The 15,079-nt window shown below is 75.3% G+C and carries 15 protein-coding genes; 6 read left to right on the top strand and 9 right to left on the bottom strand.

Features of this window, described 5'->3' with window-relative positions; genetic code table 11:
- Positions 1–50: 50 nt before the first annotated feature.
- Entirely contained in the window at positions 51–455 is a 405-nt protein-coding gene (msrB, locus tag HGCM_RS07300; RefSeq protein WP_019136197.1) for a peptide-methionine (R)-S-oxide reductase MsrB, read from the bottom strand.
- Between the two features lie 248 nt (positions 456–703).
- On the opposite strand from msrB, the gene HGCM_RS07295 reads away from it, so the two are divergent.
- The 3 genes from HGCM_RS07295 (at position 704) to HGCM_RS07285 (ending at position 4,327) form a co-directional block, all read left to right on the top strand.
- Entirely contained in the window at positions 704–2,773 is a 2,070-nt protein-coding gene (locus HGCM_RS07295; protein WP_246119441.1) for a putative bifunctional diguanylate cyclase/phosphodiesterase, read from the top strand.
- 153 nt (positions 2,774–2,926) lie between these two features.
- Positions 2,927–3,571 (top strand): SipW-dependent-type signal peptide-containing protein, encoded by a 645-nt coding sequence (locus HGCM_RS07290; RefSeq protein WP_019136195.1) that lies wholly within the window; start codon positions 2,927–2,929, stop codon positions 3,569–3,571.
- Positions 3,572–3,577: 6 nt separating this feature from the next.
- A complete protein-coding gene (locus HGCM_RS07285; RefSeq protein ID WP_019136194.1) occupies positions 3,578–4,327 on the top strand; it encodes a signal peptidase I in 750 nt (249 codons plus the stop codon).
- A 39-nt stretch (positions 4,328–4,366) separates the two neighbouring features.
- Here the strand turns inward: HGCM_RS07285 and HGCM_RS07280 are convergent, their stop codons facing one another.
- From HGCM_RS07280 to HGCM_RS07245, 8 genes are all read right to left on the bottom strand, one after another.
- Positions 4,367–5,761, bottom strand: a complete 1,395-nt coding sequence (locus HGCM_RS07280; RefSeq protein WP_019136193.1) for an FAD-binding oxidoreductase — start codon at positions 5,759–5,761, stop codon at positions 4,367–4,369.
- Positions 5,762–5,902: 141 nt separating this feature from the next.
- Positions 5,903–7,864: an ATP-binding protein gene (locus tag HGCM_RS07275; RefSeq protein ID WP_019136192.1), complete on the bottom strand. Its 1,962-nt coding sequence runs from the start codon at positions 7,862–7,864 to the stop codon at positions 5,903–5,905.
- The gene (locus HGCM_RS07270; RefSeq protein WP_019136191.1) at positions 7,857–8,219 is read right to left on the bottom strand and encodes a response regulator; all 363 of its coding nucleotides are present in this window, start codon (positions 8,217–8,219) and stop codon (positions 7,857–7,859) included. The genes HGCM_RS07275 and HGCM_RS07270 overlap by 8 nt, the downstream gene beginning before the upstream one ends.
- Positions 8,216–8,374: a hypothetical protein gene (locus HGCM_RS19380; RefSeq protein WP_019136190.1), complete on the bottom strand. Its 159-nt coding sequence runs from the start codon at positions 8,372–8,374 to the stop codon at positions 8,216–8,218. Before HGCM_RS19380 ends, HGCM_RS07270 begins: the two co-directional genes overlap by 4 nt.
- Positions 8,375–8,396: 22 nt before the next feature.
- Positions 8,397–9,872 carry a glycosyltransferase family 2 protein gene (locus tag HGCM_RS07260; protein WP_019136189.1) on the bottom strand — a complete coding sequence of 492 codons (1,476 nt, stop codon included), beginning with the start codon at positions 9,870–9,872 and terminating at the stop codon, positions 8,397–8,399.
- Entirely contained in the window at positions 9,869–10,579 is a 711-nt protein-coding gene (locus tag HGCM_RS07255) for a PHP domain-containing protein (RefSeq protein ID WP_019136188.1), read from the bottom strand. Before HGCM_RS07255 ends, HGCM_RS07260 begins: the two co-directional genes overlap by 4 nt.
- 5 nt (positions 10,580–10,584) lie before the next feature.
- A complete protein-coding gene (locus HGCM_RS07250) occupies positions 10,585–11,544 on the bottom strand; it encodes an ATP-grasp domain-containing protein (RefSeq protein WP_019136187.1) in 960 nt (319 codons plus the stop codon).
- Positions 11,541–12,641, bottom strand: a complete 1,101-nt coding sequence (locus HGCM_RS07245; protein WP_019136186.1) for a response regulator — start codon at positions 12,639–12,641, stop codon at positions 11,541–11,543. The genes HGCM_RS07250 and HGCM_RS07245 overlap by 4 nt, the downstream gene beginning before the upstream one ends.
- A 170-nt stretch (positions 12,642–12,811) precedes the next feature.
- Between HGCM_RS07245 and HGCM_RS07240 the strand changes: the two genes are divergently transcribed.
- The 3 genes from HGCM_RS07240 to HGCM_RS07230 all read left to right on the top strand — a co-directional run bounded on the left by HGCM_RS07240 (position 12,812) and on the right by HGCM_RS07230 (position 15,024).
- Positions 12,812–13,975 (top strand): LLM class flavin-dependent oxidoreductase, encoded by a 1,164-nt coding sequence (locus HGCM_RS07240; protein WP_019136185.1) that lies wholly within the window; start codon positions 12,812–12,814, stop codon positions 13,973–13,975.
- 14 nt (positions 13,976–13,989) lie between these two features.
- A complete protein-coding gene (locus tag HGCM_RS07235; protein ID WP_019136184.1) occupies positions 13,990–14,610 on the top strand; it encodes an FMN reductase in 621 nt (206 codons plus the stop codon).
- Positions 14,611–14,760: 150 nt separating this feature from the next.
- Positions 14,761–15,024, top strand: coding sequence for a hypothetical protein (locus HGCM_RS07230; RefSeq protein WP_019136183.1), 264 nt, complete (start codon positions 14,761–14,763; stop codon positions 15,022–15,024).
- Positions 15,025–15,079: the final 55 nt, after the last annotated feature.

Below are 15,079 nucleotides of genomic sequence, written 5' to 3'. Positions count from 1 at the left end.
CCCGACGTGCCGAGGCCCGCGCGACCGGCGCCGCGCGGGCCCGCCCGAGGTCAGCCGGCCGCCGGCTCGAACGTCAGGCTCACCGAGTTCATGCAGTACCGGTCCCCCGTCGGCGTCTGCGGCGCGTCGTCGAAGACGTGCCCCAGGTGCGACCCGCAGCGGGCGCACCGCACCTCCGTGCGGACCATGCCGAGCGAGCGGTCGACGACCAGCTCCACGCGGTCCGCCGCCAGCGGCGTGAAGAAGCTCGGCCACCCGCAGTGCGAGTCGAACTTCGTGTCGGAGCGGAACAGCTCGTTGCCGCACGCGCGGCACCGGTAGACGCCCTCGCGGTGCTCGCCGAGCAGCGCGCCGGTCCACGGCCGCTCCGTGCCGGCCCGCCGCAGCACGGCGAACTCCTGCGGCTCGAGCTCCAGGGCCCACTCCTGGTCGGTCTTGGTCACCTCGTACGCCATCGCCCCTCCTCCTGCGGCCGGCACGGTCGCCGGGCCGCACGCTCCTCAACCGTCGGCGACCGGCGGGCGTTCCCGGCGCCGGGCACGCGCGGCGCCCGGCTCGTCCGGGTCCTCCCGGGGCGCCGCCGGACGGGTCAGGATTTTTCGCCCGCGGCCGCTCGGGCGACCTGCGTCGCCCCGCGGGCGGGCGTGCGCCTACCCTCGACGCAGGTGCGCACCCCCGCGGCGCACCGGCGGACGGAGGCACCGTGGCGAGGACGAGGCGTCGGCGCTGGTCGTTGACGCGCCAGTTCGCCGTCATCAGCCTCGTCGCGATGACCCTGCTGGGCTGCGCCCTCGTGTGGGTGACGGGCCGCGTGATGAGCCAGCAGGCGATCCGCGACGGCACCGCGTCCGCCGAGGCCGCCATGGCCTACGCCGCCGCCCCGCTGCCCGCGCAGGTGTTCACCACCGGGCCGCTCACGTCCCAGCAGCGCGAGGACGTGACGCGCGCGATCTCGGGCTTCGGGTCGCGCCTCGTCGAGCTGCGGCTGTGGAGCGCCTCGGGCGAGCTGCTGTACAGCGCGCAGGGCGACCAGACGGCCTTCCCGGACACCGACCGGCTCAACCACGTCGTCACGGAGGGCGAGACGGACGCGCGCGTCCTGGTCGACGTGCAGAGCCACTCCGCCGACGAGCAGGAGGGCGTGGAGCGCACGGTGCTCGACGTGTACGTGCCGGTGACGAGCGCGGACACGCTCGCCCCGGACGACGGCCCGGTGGGCGAGCGGGCCGTCATCGGCGCCGCCGAGGTCCAGCTCGACCACACCGCGTCGGCCCGGGCGCTCAACCAGGCGGTGCGGACCGTCACGCTCGTCGCGGCCGGCGGGCTCGTCCTGCTGTGGCTGGTGCTGTTCCGCACGGTGTACTCGACCTCCCAGCGGCTGCAGGCCACGGCGCTGGAGAACGCGCGCCTCGCGCTCCTCGACTCCCTCACCGGCCTGCCGAACCGCCGGCTGCTCGCCGACCGGATGGCGCGGGCCGTCGCCGCCGCCGAGCAGACCTCGGGCGGGCGGGTCGGCCTCGTCCTGCTCGACATCGACCGGTTCAAGGACATCAACGACTCGCTCGGGCACGACCACGGCGACGAGCTGCTGGAGCAGGTCGCCGAGCGCCTGCGCGGCGCGCTGCGCGACGACGACGTCGTGGCGCGCCTCGGCGGCGACGAGTTCGCGATCCTGCTGCCCGACGTCGGCAGCGTGCGCAACGCCGAGCGGCTCGCGCACCGGGTGCGGGCGCTGTTCGGCCCGCCGTTCCAGCTCGGCGAGATGCGGCTGCACGTCGAGACGTCCGTGGGGGTCGCGTGCCTGCCCGACCACGCCGACGACCCCTCGTCCCTCATGCGGACCGCGGACGTCGCGATGTACACCGCGAAGCACCACCGCACCGGCGTGGCCGTCTACTCCTCCGAGGAGGACCACTCCTCGCCGTCGCGGCTCGTCCTGCTCGGGGACCTGCACCGCGCGCTGGAGCCGGAGGGCAGCCAGGAGGACGGCCTGGTGCTGCACTACCAGCCCAAGCTGGAGCTCGGCACCGGCGAGACCATCGGCTACGAGGCGCTCATGCGCTGGCAGCACCCGACCCGCGGGCTGCTCTCCCCCAACGTCTTCATCCCGCTCGCCGAGCAGTCGGGCCTCATCCACGAGCTCACGCGGTTCGCGCTCGCGACGGCGTGCGCCCAGCTGGCCCGCTGGCGCGAGGAGGGCCGCGAGACGCCGGTCGCGGTCAACCTGTCGGCGCACGACGTCGCGTCCGACGAGGTCGTCGCGGTCATCGAGGGCCTGCTCGCGCGGCACGCGCTGCCGTCCAGCCTGCTCACGGTCGAGATCACGGAGACGGCGCTCGTCTCCGACCCCTCGCGCGTCGTGCCGGTGCTGGACCGCCTCGACGAGCTGGGGGTCAAGGTCGCGATCGACGACTTCGGGATCGGCAACACCTCGATCTCGCAGCTGCGCGACCTGCCCGTCGACGAGCTCAAGATCGACCGGCTGTTCGTCGCGGACCTGCGCGACGGCGGCCGGCGCGGCGCGCAGACCGTGGTCAAGGCGATGGTCGACCTCGCCCACTCGTTCGGCATGCAGGTCGTCGCCGAGGGCGTGGAGGACGAGCAGACGGCGCGCACGCTGCGGCGGCTGGGCGTCGACCGCGCGCAGGGCTTCCTGTACGCGCACGCCCGCCCGGCCGAGGGCCTGTTCGCCGACGAGCCGCCGCGCGCGGGCCGTCCGCTGGACCCGGCCGTCGCGTCACGCCCCGGGCGCGCCGGCTCCGCGCCGGGGTGATCTCGCGGCAGAATCCTCAAGGTTCACGGCCCGGGTGCCGATGGACTCCCGAGCCCAGTCCCTGTCCAGGCCACCGCCGACCGGACAGCACCCGGCGCGACTCGCGCCGACCCCCGACCTCCGAGCCCCCGCACCCGACGCCAGGAGCCCGCCATGATGGACGACATCCTCCAGGAGATGATCGACCCGGCCCCGCCCGCGCACGACCGCGGGCGCCGTCGTCGGCTCTGGACGTCGGCGGCGATCATCGCCATGGCGGTCGCGGGTGCGAGCGTGCTGACCACGAACGCGCTGTTCACGGACAACGCCACGACGAGCGCGCCGATCGAGACCGGCACGATCGACATCACCGCGAGCGAGCTGTCCTTCACGATGCCGACCGGCGGGATGCTCCCGGGCGGCGCCGTGGTCGCGCCGGTGACGGTGACGAACTCCGGCTCCCTGGCGTACTGGTACGCCGTCTCGTACCGCGCGGACGACGGCGCCGGGCAGACCGCCGACCTCTCCGACGTGCTGCGCCTGCGGGCCTACGCGCTGTCGGGGGGCCAGTGCACGCTCGCGACGACCGAGACGGCGACGCCGCTCGGTGACACGGGCGTCGGCCTGTCGGGCTCGGACGCCGTGCTGTTCGGCGAGCCCGGGGTGATCGCCGGCACGGGCAGCCGCTCCCTCGCCTCGCGCGCCAGCCAGTCGCTGTGCTTCCGCGTCGACATGGCCGACGCCGGCAACGCGTTCCAGGCGACGACGTCCGACGTCGTCCTCACCTTCGACGCCGTGCAGCACGCGTTCGGCGACTGACGCGTCGTGCCCCGCGCACCGCTCCACCCGACGGCCGCCGCCATCGAGCGCCGCGCGCGCCCGTCCGACCCGTCGTGGCGGCACGTGCAGCCCAAGGCCCCGCCGCGCCCTCCCCGCCCGTGGTGGCGGCGCGCGCTGACGGCGGTGCTCTGGACGGTCGTCGGCGTGGGCGTCGGCGCGTACCTCGTCTCGTTGCTGGTGCCGCTGTCGTTCCAGGTCCGCAACCAGAGCCTCATGATCGTGACGTCCGGCTCGATGGCGCCGACGTTCGACGCGGGCGACCTCGTCGTCATGCGCCAGCTCACGGACCCGTCGCAGCTCAAGGTCGGCCAGATCGTCTCGTTCTGGCCGGTGGACTCCAACCACCTCGTGACCCACAAGATCACCGCGCTGCACACGCTGCCGCAGCTGCGCACGAACGAGGCGACCGGACGCTCGGAACCGGTGGAGGGCCCGGACGGCAAGCCCGTCCAGATCCAGTACATCAAGACGAAGGGCGACGCGAACCCCACCGAGGACGTCAACATGACGCCGTTCACGCGGGTCCGCGGGATCGTCCTGCACTGGTACCAGGGCTGGGGCTGGGTGCTGCAGTGGGCCACCTCGCCCGCGGGCCGGGCGACGATGCTCGTGCCGCCGCTGCTGGCGCTCGCGACGCTCGAGGTGCTGTCCCTGTACGACGCGCGCCGCCGTCGCGCCGAGCGCTCGAGCCGCAAGCGTCCCTACGACGACCTCGTGCTGCGCGACGGCGGCTGAGCGCCCCGCGGCACCGTGCGGCGCCGCGGGGCGGCCCGCTCAGGCTCGCACGCCCCGCGCGGCGAGCAGCACGCCCGCCGGGTCGTGCGCGCGCGACAGCGCCGCGAGGCGGTCGACCACCGCCGGCGTGAACACCCGCTCCGCCCACGCGCGTCCGGCGCTGACCGTGAAGTTCGGCATCCCGCCGTCGCGCGCCCACGGCGCGAGCCCCTGCTGCAGGGTGGCGGTCGCACCGATCACGGCCTGCGCGATCTCGGGGATCGCGATGCCCGCGGCGAACACCTGGAACGGGGCGTCCCGGTGCGCGAAGGCGCAGTCGTCGCCCGTCCGCAGGCGGCCACCGAGCTGGCGGACCTCCACGAGCGCGAGCGGGCACGGCGCCTGCGGGCCGACGAGCTCGAGGAACCGGTCCGCGACGTCCAGGTCGAAGTCCTCCAGGAGCATCGACGCCTCGTGCAGCGGCATCGGCTCGACGGCGTCCTTGTGCACGGCGCCGACCGCGGCGTACGGGAGCACGGCGACGTCGTCGAGGATCGGCGTGGCGACCGCCCGCATCGCGCGCAGCAGCTCCTCGCCGACGACGGGGTCGCCCACCCACGCGAACCGCAGCGCGACGGCGGTGCGGCCGCGCAGCGGCGGGGGCACGATCTCCAGGTCGGGCAGGCGCATGACGGCGACGGACGTGGTGCCCTCCTGCGGCAGCAGCGTGGACCACGCGCTCCACGTCCGGACGACCGCCGCCGCGTCGTCGCCGTCGTAGATCACGGTGCCGCCGTAGAACGTCGGCAGCTCGACGAGGTCGAGCTCCACCGCGGTGACGATGCCGAGCGTGCCCTTGCCGCCGCGCAGGCCCCAGAACAGGTCGGGCTCGTCCGTCGCGGTCACGCGGCGGGCGACGCCGTCGCCGGTGACGACCTCGAAGGCGCGCACGTAGTCCGCCGAGAGGCCGTGCGAGCGGACCAGGGGCCCGACGCCGCCGCCGGTGAGCAGCCCGACCACGCCCACGTCGGGCGAGGAGCCGCAGATCGCGCCGAGCCCGTGCGGCGCGGCCGCGTCGAGCACGGTCTGCCACCGGACGCCCGCGCCGACCCGCGCCCAGCGCTCGTCGGCGTGCACCGTCACCTCGTCGAGCGACCCGGTGTGCACCAGCACGGCGCCGGCCATCTCCTCGGTCGCACCGTGCCCGGTGCTCTGGACGCCGACGGGCACGCCGAACGCGGCGGCCAGGCGCACGGTGGCGGAGACGTCGGCCGGGCCCGCCGCCTCGACGACGGCGAGCGGGCGGACGGCGACGGCGAGGTTGAGCGTGCGCGTCAGCGCGGCGTAGCGGTCGCTGCCGGGACGGTGCACGAGCGGGGCGACCTCCTCCAGCGCGCGCACGAGGGTGTCGGCGGTGCGCGGGCGGCGGTCGGTGTCGGGGGTGAGGACGGTCATGGCGTTCCTTCGGGACGGGTGCGCGGGGCGCACCGGGCTCTGGGCAGCGCCCCGAGGCGGGGCGCACGATCCAGGAGGAGGAGCCGGACGCCCGTCCGATACATCCCGTTCGCGCGCGGCGGGCCGCCCGCGTCCCGCGCCTCAGACCGGCGGCGGCAGCGCGATCGTGAACGCGGTCCCCTCGCCGACGGTGCTCGTGATCTGCAGCTCGCCGCCGTGCGCGTCCACCACGGCCTTCGCGATGGACAGGCCGAGGCCGATCCCGGGGATGGCGCGGCGGGTCGCGGTCGACGCGCGGAAGAAGCGCTGGGTGAGCCGCTCGAGCTCGTCGGGCGGGATCCCGATGCCCGTGTCGGTCACGGTGAGCCGCACGCCACCGGGCTCGCCGCGCCGGTCCGGGCCCACGACGAGGCGCACGGTCCCGCCCGACGGCGTGAACTTCACGGCGTTGGAGAGGATGTTGTCGACGGCCTGCGCGAGGCGCACCGGGTCGGCGTCGACCGGCGACGGCGTGAGGTCGGTCTCGACCGCGACGCCGGCGGCCGCCGCCTGGGGGCCCGCGGACTCGGCGGACGCCCGGGCGATGTCGGCGGCGTCGACCCGCTGCGGCGAGACCGAGAAGGTGCCGGCGTCGACCTGCGCCGTCAGCAGCAGGTCCCCGACGAGCCGCAGCTGGCGCCGGGCGTTGCGCTCGATGACGGTGACGTACTCGCGCTGCTCGTCCGTGAGGTCCTCGTCCGCGAGCAGCTCGAGGTAGCCGAGCACGGAGGTGAGCGGCGTGCGCAGCTCGTGGCTGACGAGCGAGACGAACTGCTCCTTGAGCGCCGACGCCTCCCGCTCCGCCGTGACGTCCGTGGCGACGACGACGTAGCCGACGACGGTGCCGTCCACGTCGACCCGGCGGGTGATCGCGAGCCGGACGACGACGTGCGAGCCGTCCCGGCGCACGTACGTCCAGTCGCGCGTCTCGGGGCGGCCGGCGAGCGCCGGCGCGACGAGCGCCTCGATGAGCAGGTGGGGGTCGTCGGCCGGCGCGGCGTCCGCGAACATCGCGTTCCAGCGGGCCTCGAGCTCGTCCTGACGGTGCAGGTCGGTCAGGGACACCACGCCGACGACCTCGGCGGCGGACCGCCCGAGCAGCCGCTCGGCGCCCCGGTTGAAGACCTCGACGACGCCCGCCGCGTCCGTCGCGATGATGGCCTGCTCGGTCGCGGAGTCGATGACGGAGACGAGCTGGTCGCGCGCCTGCCGGCGCAGGTCCGACACGCGCGCGAGCTCCACGGCGTCCGCCTCGAGACGGGCACGCAGGTCCTGCTCGACGTCGCGCAGCGCGCGGGCCTCGTCCGTCTGCGCGCGCAGGCGGTCGGTGACGCGGTGCACGGTGAGGGCGATGACGCCGGCGACGAGCGTGACGAACGCGCCCCGGACGAGCACCGACGCAGTGAGCTCGAGGCGCGGGTCGACGAGCACCGGCCCGAGGATGACCGCCGCGGCGCCGGTCGCCCCCAGCACCGGGCCGCGCCGGCCGGGCCGGGCGGCGAGCGCGATGACCGGCACGAAGACCATCGACGTGTAGAGCGACTGCGGGCCGCCGGTCGCGCCGCGCAGCACGGCGACGGCGACGATCTGGAGCGCGGGCAGCGCGTCCTGCCACCAGTCGGGCCACCGCCGCCACGGCAGGAGCACCGCGAGGAGCAGCTGGCCGAGGGCCAGCACCGTGGCGGCACCCACGCCGAGGGACCGGACGTCCTGCAGCACCGGGAGCGTGACGAGCGCGACGAGGAACAGGCCCGTGAACGGCAGCTGGCGCAGCACCACGTCGCCGTTGCGCCCCAGCCCGGTGGTCAGCGCGTCGGTGAGCCGGGACAGCCGGTCGACCATCGCCCCGGCCGCACCGGCGGGCGCGGTCTCGGCGTCGGCGGGGAGGGCGGGCCCGGGCGACGGCTCGTCGGGCGCGGGCCGGGCCGGGGCGGTCATGTCGCGGGTGCCGGATCCCGCGGTGCCCGCGCGCTCCTCGTCCGGCCTCGCCCCGTCGGGCGCCCCGCCGGGCGTCCCGCCGGGCGTCTCGTCGGGCGCGCTGACGCCGCGGCGGCGGTCAGGCATCGCCGCCCGCCGCCTCGCCCCCGAGCGCCTCGTCGAGAGCCCGCTGGACCGCCGAGCCCGTGAACGGCTTGGGCAGCGCGACGGTGGCCGGGGGGTAGTCCTGCTCGTCGAGCACCGACGCGACGACGACCGGCAGGCGGGGGGCCCGCTCGTGCAGCGCGCGCACGAGCTCCCAGCCGCCCATGCCGGGCAGCCGCAGGTCGACGAACACCACGTCGAGGGCGTCGAGGACGTCCGAGGCCAGCGCCTCCTCGCCGCTCGCCGCGAGGTCGACGTCGCAGCCCGCGCGGCGCAGGTGCGTCGCCAGGAGGGCGGCCTCGTCGGGCTCGTCGTCGACGACGAGGGCGCGCGTCACGCCAGCACCAGGCGCGCGAGCACGACCGCGCCCGTGACGAGCAGCGAGATGAGGCCGACGCCCAGCATCCAGCGCTCCGAGCGGCGGTTCGCCTCGATCTCGTCGCGCAGCGCCTCGTCGGTCAGCGTCGCCCAGTACCGCTCCTGGTCGGTCATCGGCCTGCCTCCTCGCGCGCGCTCACCCGAGCACCCGTCCCGTCTTCTCCGTCTTGTCCCACACCGCCGCCGCCCCGCGCCACTCGCGCACGTACGCGTCGAGCGTGATGGCGCACAGCACCGGGCCGAACCCGACCACGTACAGCAGCGGCCGCGACAGCCACCGCAGCGCGCGCGTCGTCTCCGCGGCCCGCACGCCCCACGCCAGGACCATCGCGAGGACGGGCCAGGAGTAGAAGACGAGCGTCCACGCCGTGACGCCGACCGGCAGCAGGTGCAGGTCGAACCACCCCGGCACCGTCTCCGTCCACCACATCGGCCAGAACGCGGCCGAGATGACGACCAGCGCCCCGAGACCCGGGAAGGTGAGCGCCTCGAACCACGACCGTCGGGCCGTGTCCCGGTCGATGAGCAGGCCCGTCGTCGTGATGAACACGTACGCGACGACGCCCACGGCCCACCACCGGCCGAAGGTCGCGCGCGCGACGTCCGGCTCCAGCAGGTAGAGCCCGACGAAGCCGAGCGTCGCGAGCGTCATGAACAGCGGCAGCAGGAACACCGAGAACCAGACCAGGCCGAAGTCGAACCGGCCGAGCGGGCTGCCCGGCCGCATCCACACGTGCGAGAACCGGTTCGTGATCTGGGCGTTGCCGCGCGCCCAGCGCACCCGCTGCTTCCACAGCGCGGCGACCGAGTCGGGCTCCTCCGCGAGCACGACCGCCGACCCGTCGAACACGACCCGGCGGCCGTCGAGCTGGGTGAGGAACGTGGTGAACGTGTCCTCCGCGAGCGTCGAGGTGTCCACCGCGCCGCCGATCGCCTCCAGGTTCGCGCGCGAGTGCAGCTGCGCCCCGCCCGCCAGGCACGCCATCGCTCCCATGACGTTCTGCGCGCGGCGCGCCGCGGCCTGCGCCGTCACGTACTCGTAGCCGATGAACCGCGAGACGGCGCCGGGGTGGGCGCTCCCCTCGCGGATGAAGGCGGTCACGGCCCCGACGCGCTCGTCGGCGAGGTGGCGGGTCATCCGCCGCAGCGAGTCCGGCCGGTAGATGACGTCGGCGTCCATGATGAGCAGCGCCTGCATCCAGTCGTCCGCGAGCGCGTGCGCGATGCCGTGGTTGAGGGTGTGCGCCTTGCCCTGGCCGCCCTGCTCCCGGCGCAGGTGGACCACCCGGCCCGGGTGGGCGGCCGCCTTGGCCCGCACGACGTCGGGCGTGTCGTCGGTGCTCGCGTCGTCCACGACGACGACGCGCAGCCGGTCGGGCGGGTACTCGAGGGCCATCAGCCGGTCGATGGACGCGCCGATCACGGCGCCCTCGTTCCACGCCGGCACCACGACCACGACCCGCGGCAGGGACGGCGCGGCGCGGTCGAGGTGGTTCCGGAAGGCGTGCACCGGGACGAGCACGTACTGGTACACGCCGGCGGCCACGGGGACCATCGCGAGCGTCACGCTCGCGACGCACAGCGCGACGAGGACGTCGTGCGTGACGCTCATGCGCCCACCCACCGGTAGACGCCGACGTCGCCCGCCTCGTGCGCGTCGGTCGAGCCGACCAGCACGACGCCGGCGGCCGCCAGCCGCTCGCGCACGCGCGGGCCGGGGCAACGCCACTTCTCGTTGACCTCGACGGTCGTGCCGGTGGCGACCGCGGCGGCGGCCAGCGCGTCGAGGTGCTCGTCGCTCACGTCCTCCTCGGACAGCCCCACCTTGGGCAGGATCGAGAACGGGTGGGCGAGCTGCGCGCGGCCGGCGGCGCGCATCGCCGCGACGGTGGCCACGACGAGCAGCTCGACGACGTCCGCCGCCGCGAGCCCGGCCTCGCGGCGCTCGCGCACGACGCGCGGGCTCCACGGGCCGTCCGGGCCCGGCAGCTGGTGGTCCGCGAGCAGCACCCGGTCGGCGCCGCCGGGCCTGCCCAGCGCCGCGAGGACCTCCGGCGGGGCGTCGATCCGCCCCGTGACGTCGAGGATCTTGGCCTCCACGCCAGTGAGCACGCGCAGGCCCTCGACGGCCGGCAGCGCCGCGACGGCCGCGAGGAAGTCCGGCACGTACGTCGTCGAGACCCGCACGTGGTCGACCATGCGGACGACCTCGAGCCCGGCGTGGCGGGCGGCGTCGAGGTTCTCCGCGGGGGTGCTGACGGCGTCGTCGGAGAACGTCGAGTGCACGTGGTGGTCGCCGCGGCGCAGGTCGGCGGGCATGCTCCTCACCGCGCGGGCAGCACGTCGGCGACGCCGAGGAACACGTCCTCGAGGTAGCGGACGTTCGCCACCTCCCGGAAGTCCACCCGCTCGGGCACGGGACGCCCCAGCACCGCGTCGAGCACCAGCGACGGCATGTCCACCCCCGCCGCGATCGTCAGCGGCATCGCCCCCGGGAACCGCGGGTTGACCTCGAGCAGCGCAGGCGTGCCGTCCGCCGCGCGCTTGAGCTGCACGTTCGCGACGGTCGTGAGGCCGACCGCGCGCGCCACCGCGGACGCGGTCGCCACGAGCTCCTCGTCGTGCACCGTGACGCCCGCGACCGCGACGCCCGAGTCGACGCGCAGCCGCGCGCGCGGCACCGCCGCGACGACGTGGCCGTCGAGCCCGGCCAGCACGTCGACCGAGTACTCCTGGCCCGGCAGCAGCTCCTGGACCAGCAGGTCCTCCTCGTCGTGCACCGCGTCGAGCTCGGCCTGCGAGGCGACGACCCGCACGCCGCGCGAACCGGCGCCGCGGCGCGGCTTGACGATCACCGGGAACTCCCAGCCCGAGGTCGCCTGCGGGGTCCCGACGAGCTCGGTCCTCGGCACGCGCACCGTCCGCGCGCAGGCGCGCGCGAGCGCGAGCTTGTCCAGGCAGGTCTCGAGGGTCGCGAGCGAGGGCGACGCGAGCAGCGCGCCGAGGTCGTCGCGCGCGGCGGCGAGCCGCGGCAGCTCGACGTCGACGGTGCAGAAGACGACGTCGACGCGGTCCCGGGCGCACAGCTCCCGCACCGCGTCGACGAACCCCTCGTCGCGGCCGGGCGGGACGAGGCGGCGGTGGTCCGCGTCGACGAGGTACAGGGCGCTGGCCCAGCGGTCCATGTCGGCGGCGAGCACCTCGACGTCGTCGCGCCGCAGCAGCGAGCGGATCACCGCGACCCCCGCCGGGCCGCCGGCCCCCGTCACCAGCACCCGCGTCATCCCTCGTCCTCCCCCGTCGGTCCCGTCGTCGCGCCCGTCGCCGGCCGCGGCACGCCGGCCGCACGCGCCCCGGGGCCGGCGGCGCCGCGCACGACCGCGCCCTCCCGCAGCACCTCCAACGGCTCGGCGTACCGCGCCCCCGCGCCGAAGCGGGACCAGTACCGCGCCGTCGCGCGGACCAGCTCCGGGTCCAGGTAGTCGCGGTGGGCCTGCGACGAGAACGCCGCGAGCATCTCCAGCTTGGTGTCGAGGTAGGCGTCGACGGGCACGAACCGGCTGGGCGCGAACGCGATGGTCGACGAGGGGCTCTGGTAGCAGGCGAGCGTCGGCACCCGGCGGGCGGCGACCTCCGTCGCCTCGCGGACCGCGCGGTGGTCCTGGTGCCGGTCGGCCGCCGAGTGAGTGTAGACGACCGCCGGCTCGACCTCGCGGATGGTCTGCTCGATCGTCGTGATGAGGCCGTCCGCCGGGTCGAGCCGCGTGTCGGCGAAGTCGTGCAGGAACAGGCGGGCGCCGACGTGCGCCGCGGCTGCGAGCGCCTCGTGGCGGCGCTGCTGGACGTCGCCGCCGACGGCACCGCTCGACAGCGTCAGGATGACGATCGCGTCGCCCGCGGCCGCGTGCGCGGCGAGCGTCGCGCCCACGCCGATCTCGACGTCGTCCGGGTGCGCGCCGATCGCGAGCACCGTCTGCGCGGGGGCCGCCTGCTCCCGGCGCGTGCGCCCGAGGCGGGCGAGCGCGGTGACCTTCTCGACGAGCGCCGCCGCGGAGACCGGCTTGACGAGGAAGTCGTCGGCGTCACGCCGCAGCGCCTCGACCGCGTAGTCGACGCTCGCGAACGCGGTCATGACGGCGACGGGGACGCCCGCGGCGTGCGCCCGCAGCTCCCCCAGCAGCTCGAGCCCGCTCATGCCGGGCATCTGGATGTCGGTGAGCACGGCGTCGAACGTCTGCCGCGCCACCTCGGCGAGCGCGGACATCGGCTCGTGCACGACCGTGACGGCCATGCCGGCGCGCCGTTCGAGGACCGTGCGGACGAACTGGGCGGTGTCCGGGTCGTCCTCGACCACCAGCACCGTCAGCTGCTCGTCCCCCATGCGCGCCCCTCCCCTGGACTGCGGCCCACGGTAGCGCCGCCGCCCGTCCGCGGCGCGGGCGGGCCCCCGACGGGCGGCGCCCGGGCGACGCCGGAATACCGGCGGGGGCTACCCTGTTGGGAGGCAAGTACATGCAAACGCATGAATCGAGACCTGGAGCGAGGCGCACCATGCAGTTCGGCATCTTCTCCGTCGGCGACGTCACCACCGACCCGACCACCGGCCGCACCCCGGACGACACCGAGCGCGTGCGGAACATGCTCACGATCGCGCGCCACGCCGACGAGGCGGGGCTGGACGTCTTCGCGACCGGCGAGCACCACAACCCGCCGTTCGTGCCGTCGTCCCCCACCACGATGCTCGGCTACCTGGCCGGCCTCACGCAGCACATCACGCTGTCGACGGCGACCACCCTCATCACGACGAACGACCCGGTGCGCCTGGCCGAGGAGTACGCGATGCTCCAGGTCATCTCCGACGGCCGGATGGACCTCATGATGGGCCGCGGCAACACCGGCCCCGTGTACCCGTGGTTCGGGCAGGACATCCGCCAGGGCATCCCGCTCGCGATCGAGAACTACGCGCTGCTGCGCCGCCTGTGGACCGAGGACGTCGTCGACTGGTCCGGCAAGTTCCGCACGCCGCTGCAGGGCTTCACCTCGACGCCGCGCCCGCTGGACGGCGTGCCGCCGTTCGTGTGGCACGGCTCGATCCGCTCGCCCGAGATCGCCGAGCAGGCCGCGTACTACGGCGACGGCTTCCTGCACAACGCGATCTTCTGGCCGATGGAGCACACCGCGGCGATGGTGAACTTCTACCGCCAGCGCTACGAGCACCACGGGCACGGGCAGGCGGACCAGGCGATCGTCGGGCTCGGCGGCCAGGTGTTCATGCGGGCGAGCTCGCAGGCGGCCTGGGACGAGTTCCGGCCGTACTTCGACAACGCGCCGGTCTACGGGCACGGGCCGTCGATGGAGGACTTCACGCGCGAGACGCCGCTCACCGTCGGCTCGCCGCAGCAGGTCATCGACCGGTACGCCGCGTTCCGCGAGCAGGTCGGCGACTACCAGCGCCAGCTGTTCCTCATCGACCACGCCGGGCTGCCCCTCAAGACCGTCCTGGAGCAGATCGACCTCCTCGCGGGCGAGGTCGTGCCCGTCCTGCGCGAGGAGGCCGAGAAGGCCCGCCCCGCGCACGTCCCGGCGAACCCGCCGAGCCACGCGGAGCGCGTGGCCGCCGCGCGTGCCGCCGGTACCGTGGGCGAGCAGCACGTCGCGGGCGAGGACACCTGGACCGGCCGCACGGCCGAGGACGACGTCGAGGTGACCCGATGACCACCGGAGGACTCATGAGCACCGAGCGCACGCTGGTCGTCCTCTCGGCCGGGCTCTCGCAGCCCTCGTCGACGCGCCTGCTGGCCGACCGGCTCGCGGACGCGACCGTGGCCGAGCTCGCCGCGCGCGGGATCACCGCGCACGTGCACACCGTCGAGCTGCGCGACCTCGCGCACGAGGTGGTCAACACGACCCTGACCGGGTTCGCCTCCGGCGCGCTCGGCGAGACGCTCGCGAAGGTCGCGGCGGCCGACGGCCTCATCGCCGTCACCCCGGTGTTCTCCGCGTCGTACTCGGGCCTGTTCAAGTCGTTCGTCGACGTGGTCGACAAGGACGCGCTCGCCGGCATGCCGGTGCTGCTCGGCGCGACGGGCGGCACGGGCCGCCACTCCCTCGTGCTCGAGTTCGCGCTGCGCCCGCTGTTCTCCTACCTGCACGCCGACGTGGTCGGCACGGGCGTGTTCGCCGCGACGGACGACTGGTCCGACGGCGGCGGCGACGACGTCAAGCCGCTGCCCGACCGCATCCGCCGCGCCGGGCGCGAGCTGGCCGAGACGATGGCCGAGCGCGAGCCCGCGCAGCCGGTCGGGCTGTACGACGCCGTCCCGTCCTTCGAGGACCTGCTGGGCGGCTGACCACCGCCGACGAGGGGCCGTGCACCGACGTGCACGGCCCCTCGTCGTGCGTGCAGGCCTCCGTCCGGCTGAATTCCGGGCCGGCGGCGTCAGGCCGCGCCCGCGGGCGCCGATCCAGTGGGGGACACTCCGCCGGACCGGGAGGACGCCGTGCGCGCCGAGCTCGAGTACCGCAGGGACACGCAGTTCCTCGTCTGCTACCTCAGCCTCATGCTGCTGCTGCCCACCGTGTACGCCGTGGCGCTCGTGCCGCCGGCGTACGCCCGCCTCTTCGTCGCCGCGCTCGGGCTCGTGCTCGGCGTCGTCGCGTGGACCGCGTACCGCAGCGCGCACCGGCTGGACGACATCCTCCGCGAGAGCCTCCCCCGGCGGCGCACGCCACGACCCGCGGGCGTCCTCGACGACGAGGCCTGACCGGCCGGGCCGGCCGTCCCGGCACGCGGACGCCCGGGCGCTCGGGCGTCCGCGT

The organism is Cellulomonas massiliensis JC225, assembly GCF_000312005.1.
GTDB classification, from domain to species: Bacteria; Actinomycetota; Actinomycetes; order Actinomycetales; family Cellulomonadaceae; genus Cellulomonas; species Cellulomonas massiliensis.
The sequence above is the reverse complement of the archived record's forward strand: the minus strand, read 5'-3'. Positions and strand labels throughout refer to the sequence as shown.

What these genes read in the sequence shown, in the direction of transcription:
- msrB (WP_019136197.1), bottom strand. Translation starts at nt 455, where the DNA reads ATGGCGTACGAGGTGACCAAGACCGACCAGGAGTGGGCCCTGGAGCTC.
- HGCM_RS07290 (WP_019136195.1), top strand. Translation starts at nt 2,927, where the DNA reads ATGATGGACGACATCCTCCAGGAGATGATCGACCCGGCCCCGCCCGCG.
- HGCM_RS07280 (WP_019136193.1), bottom strand. Translation starts at nt 5,761, where the DNA reads ATGACCGTCCTCACCCCCGACACCGACCGCCGCCCGCGCACCGCCGAC.
- HGCM_RS07275 (WP_019136192.1), bottom strand. Translation starts at nt 7,864, where the DNA reads ATGCCTGACCGCCGCCGCGGCGTCAGCGCGCCCGACGAGACGCCCGGC.
- HGCM_RS19380 (WP_019136190.1), bottom strand. Translation starts at nt 8,374, where the DNA reads ATGACCGACCAGGAGCGGTACTGGGCGACGCTGACCGACGAGGCGCTG.
- HGCM_RS07260 (WP_019136189.1), bottom strand. Translation starts at nt 9,872, where the DNA reads ATGAGCGTCACGCACGACGTCCTCGTCGCGCTGTGCGTCGCGAGCGTG.
- HGCM_RS07255 (WP_019136188.1), bottom strand. Translation starts at nt 10,579, where the DNA reads ATGCCCGCCGACCTGCGCCGCGGCGACCACCACGTGCACTCGACGTTC.
- HGCM_RS07250 (WP_019136187.1), bottom strand. Translation starts at nt 11,544, where the DNA reads ATGACGCGGGTGCTGGTGACGGGGGCCGGCGGCCCGGCGGGGGTCGCG.
- HGCM_RS07245 (WP_019136186.1), bottom strand. Translation starts at nt 12,641, where the DNA reads ATGGGGGACGAGCAGCTGACGGTGCTGGTGGTCGAGGACGACCCGGAC.
- HGCM_RS07240 (WP_019136185.1), top strand. Translation starts at nt 12,812, where the DNA reads ATGCAGTTCGGCATCTTCTCCGTCGGCGACGTCACCACCGACCCGACC.
- HGCM_RS07235 (WP_019136184.1), top strand. Translation starts at nt 13,990, where the DNA reads ATGAGCACCGAGCGCACGCTGGTCGTCCTCTCGGCCGGGCTCTCGCAG.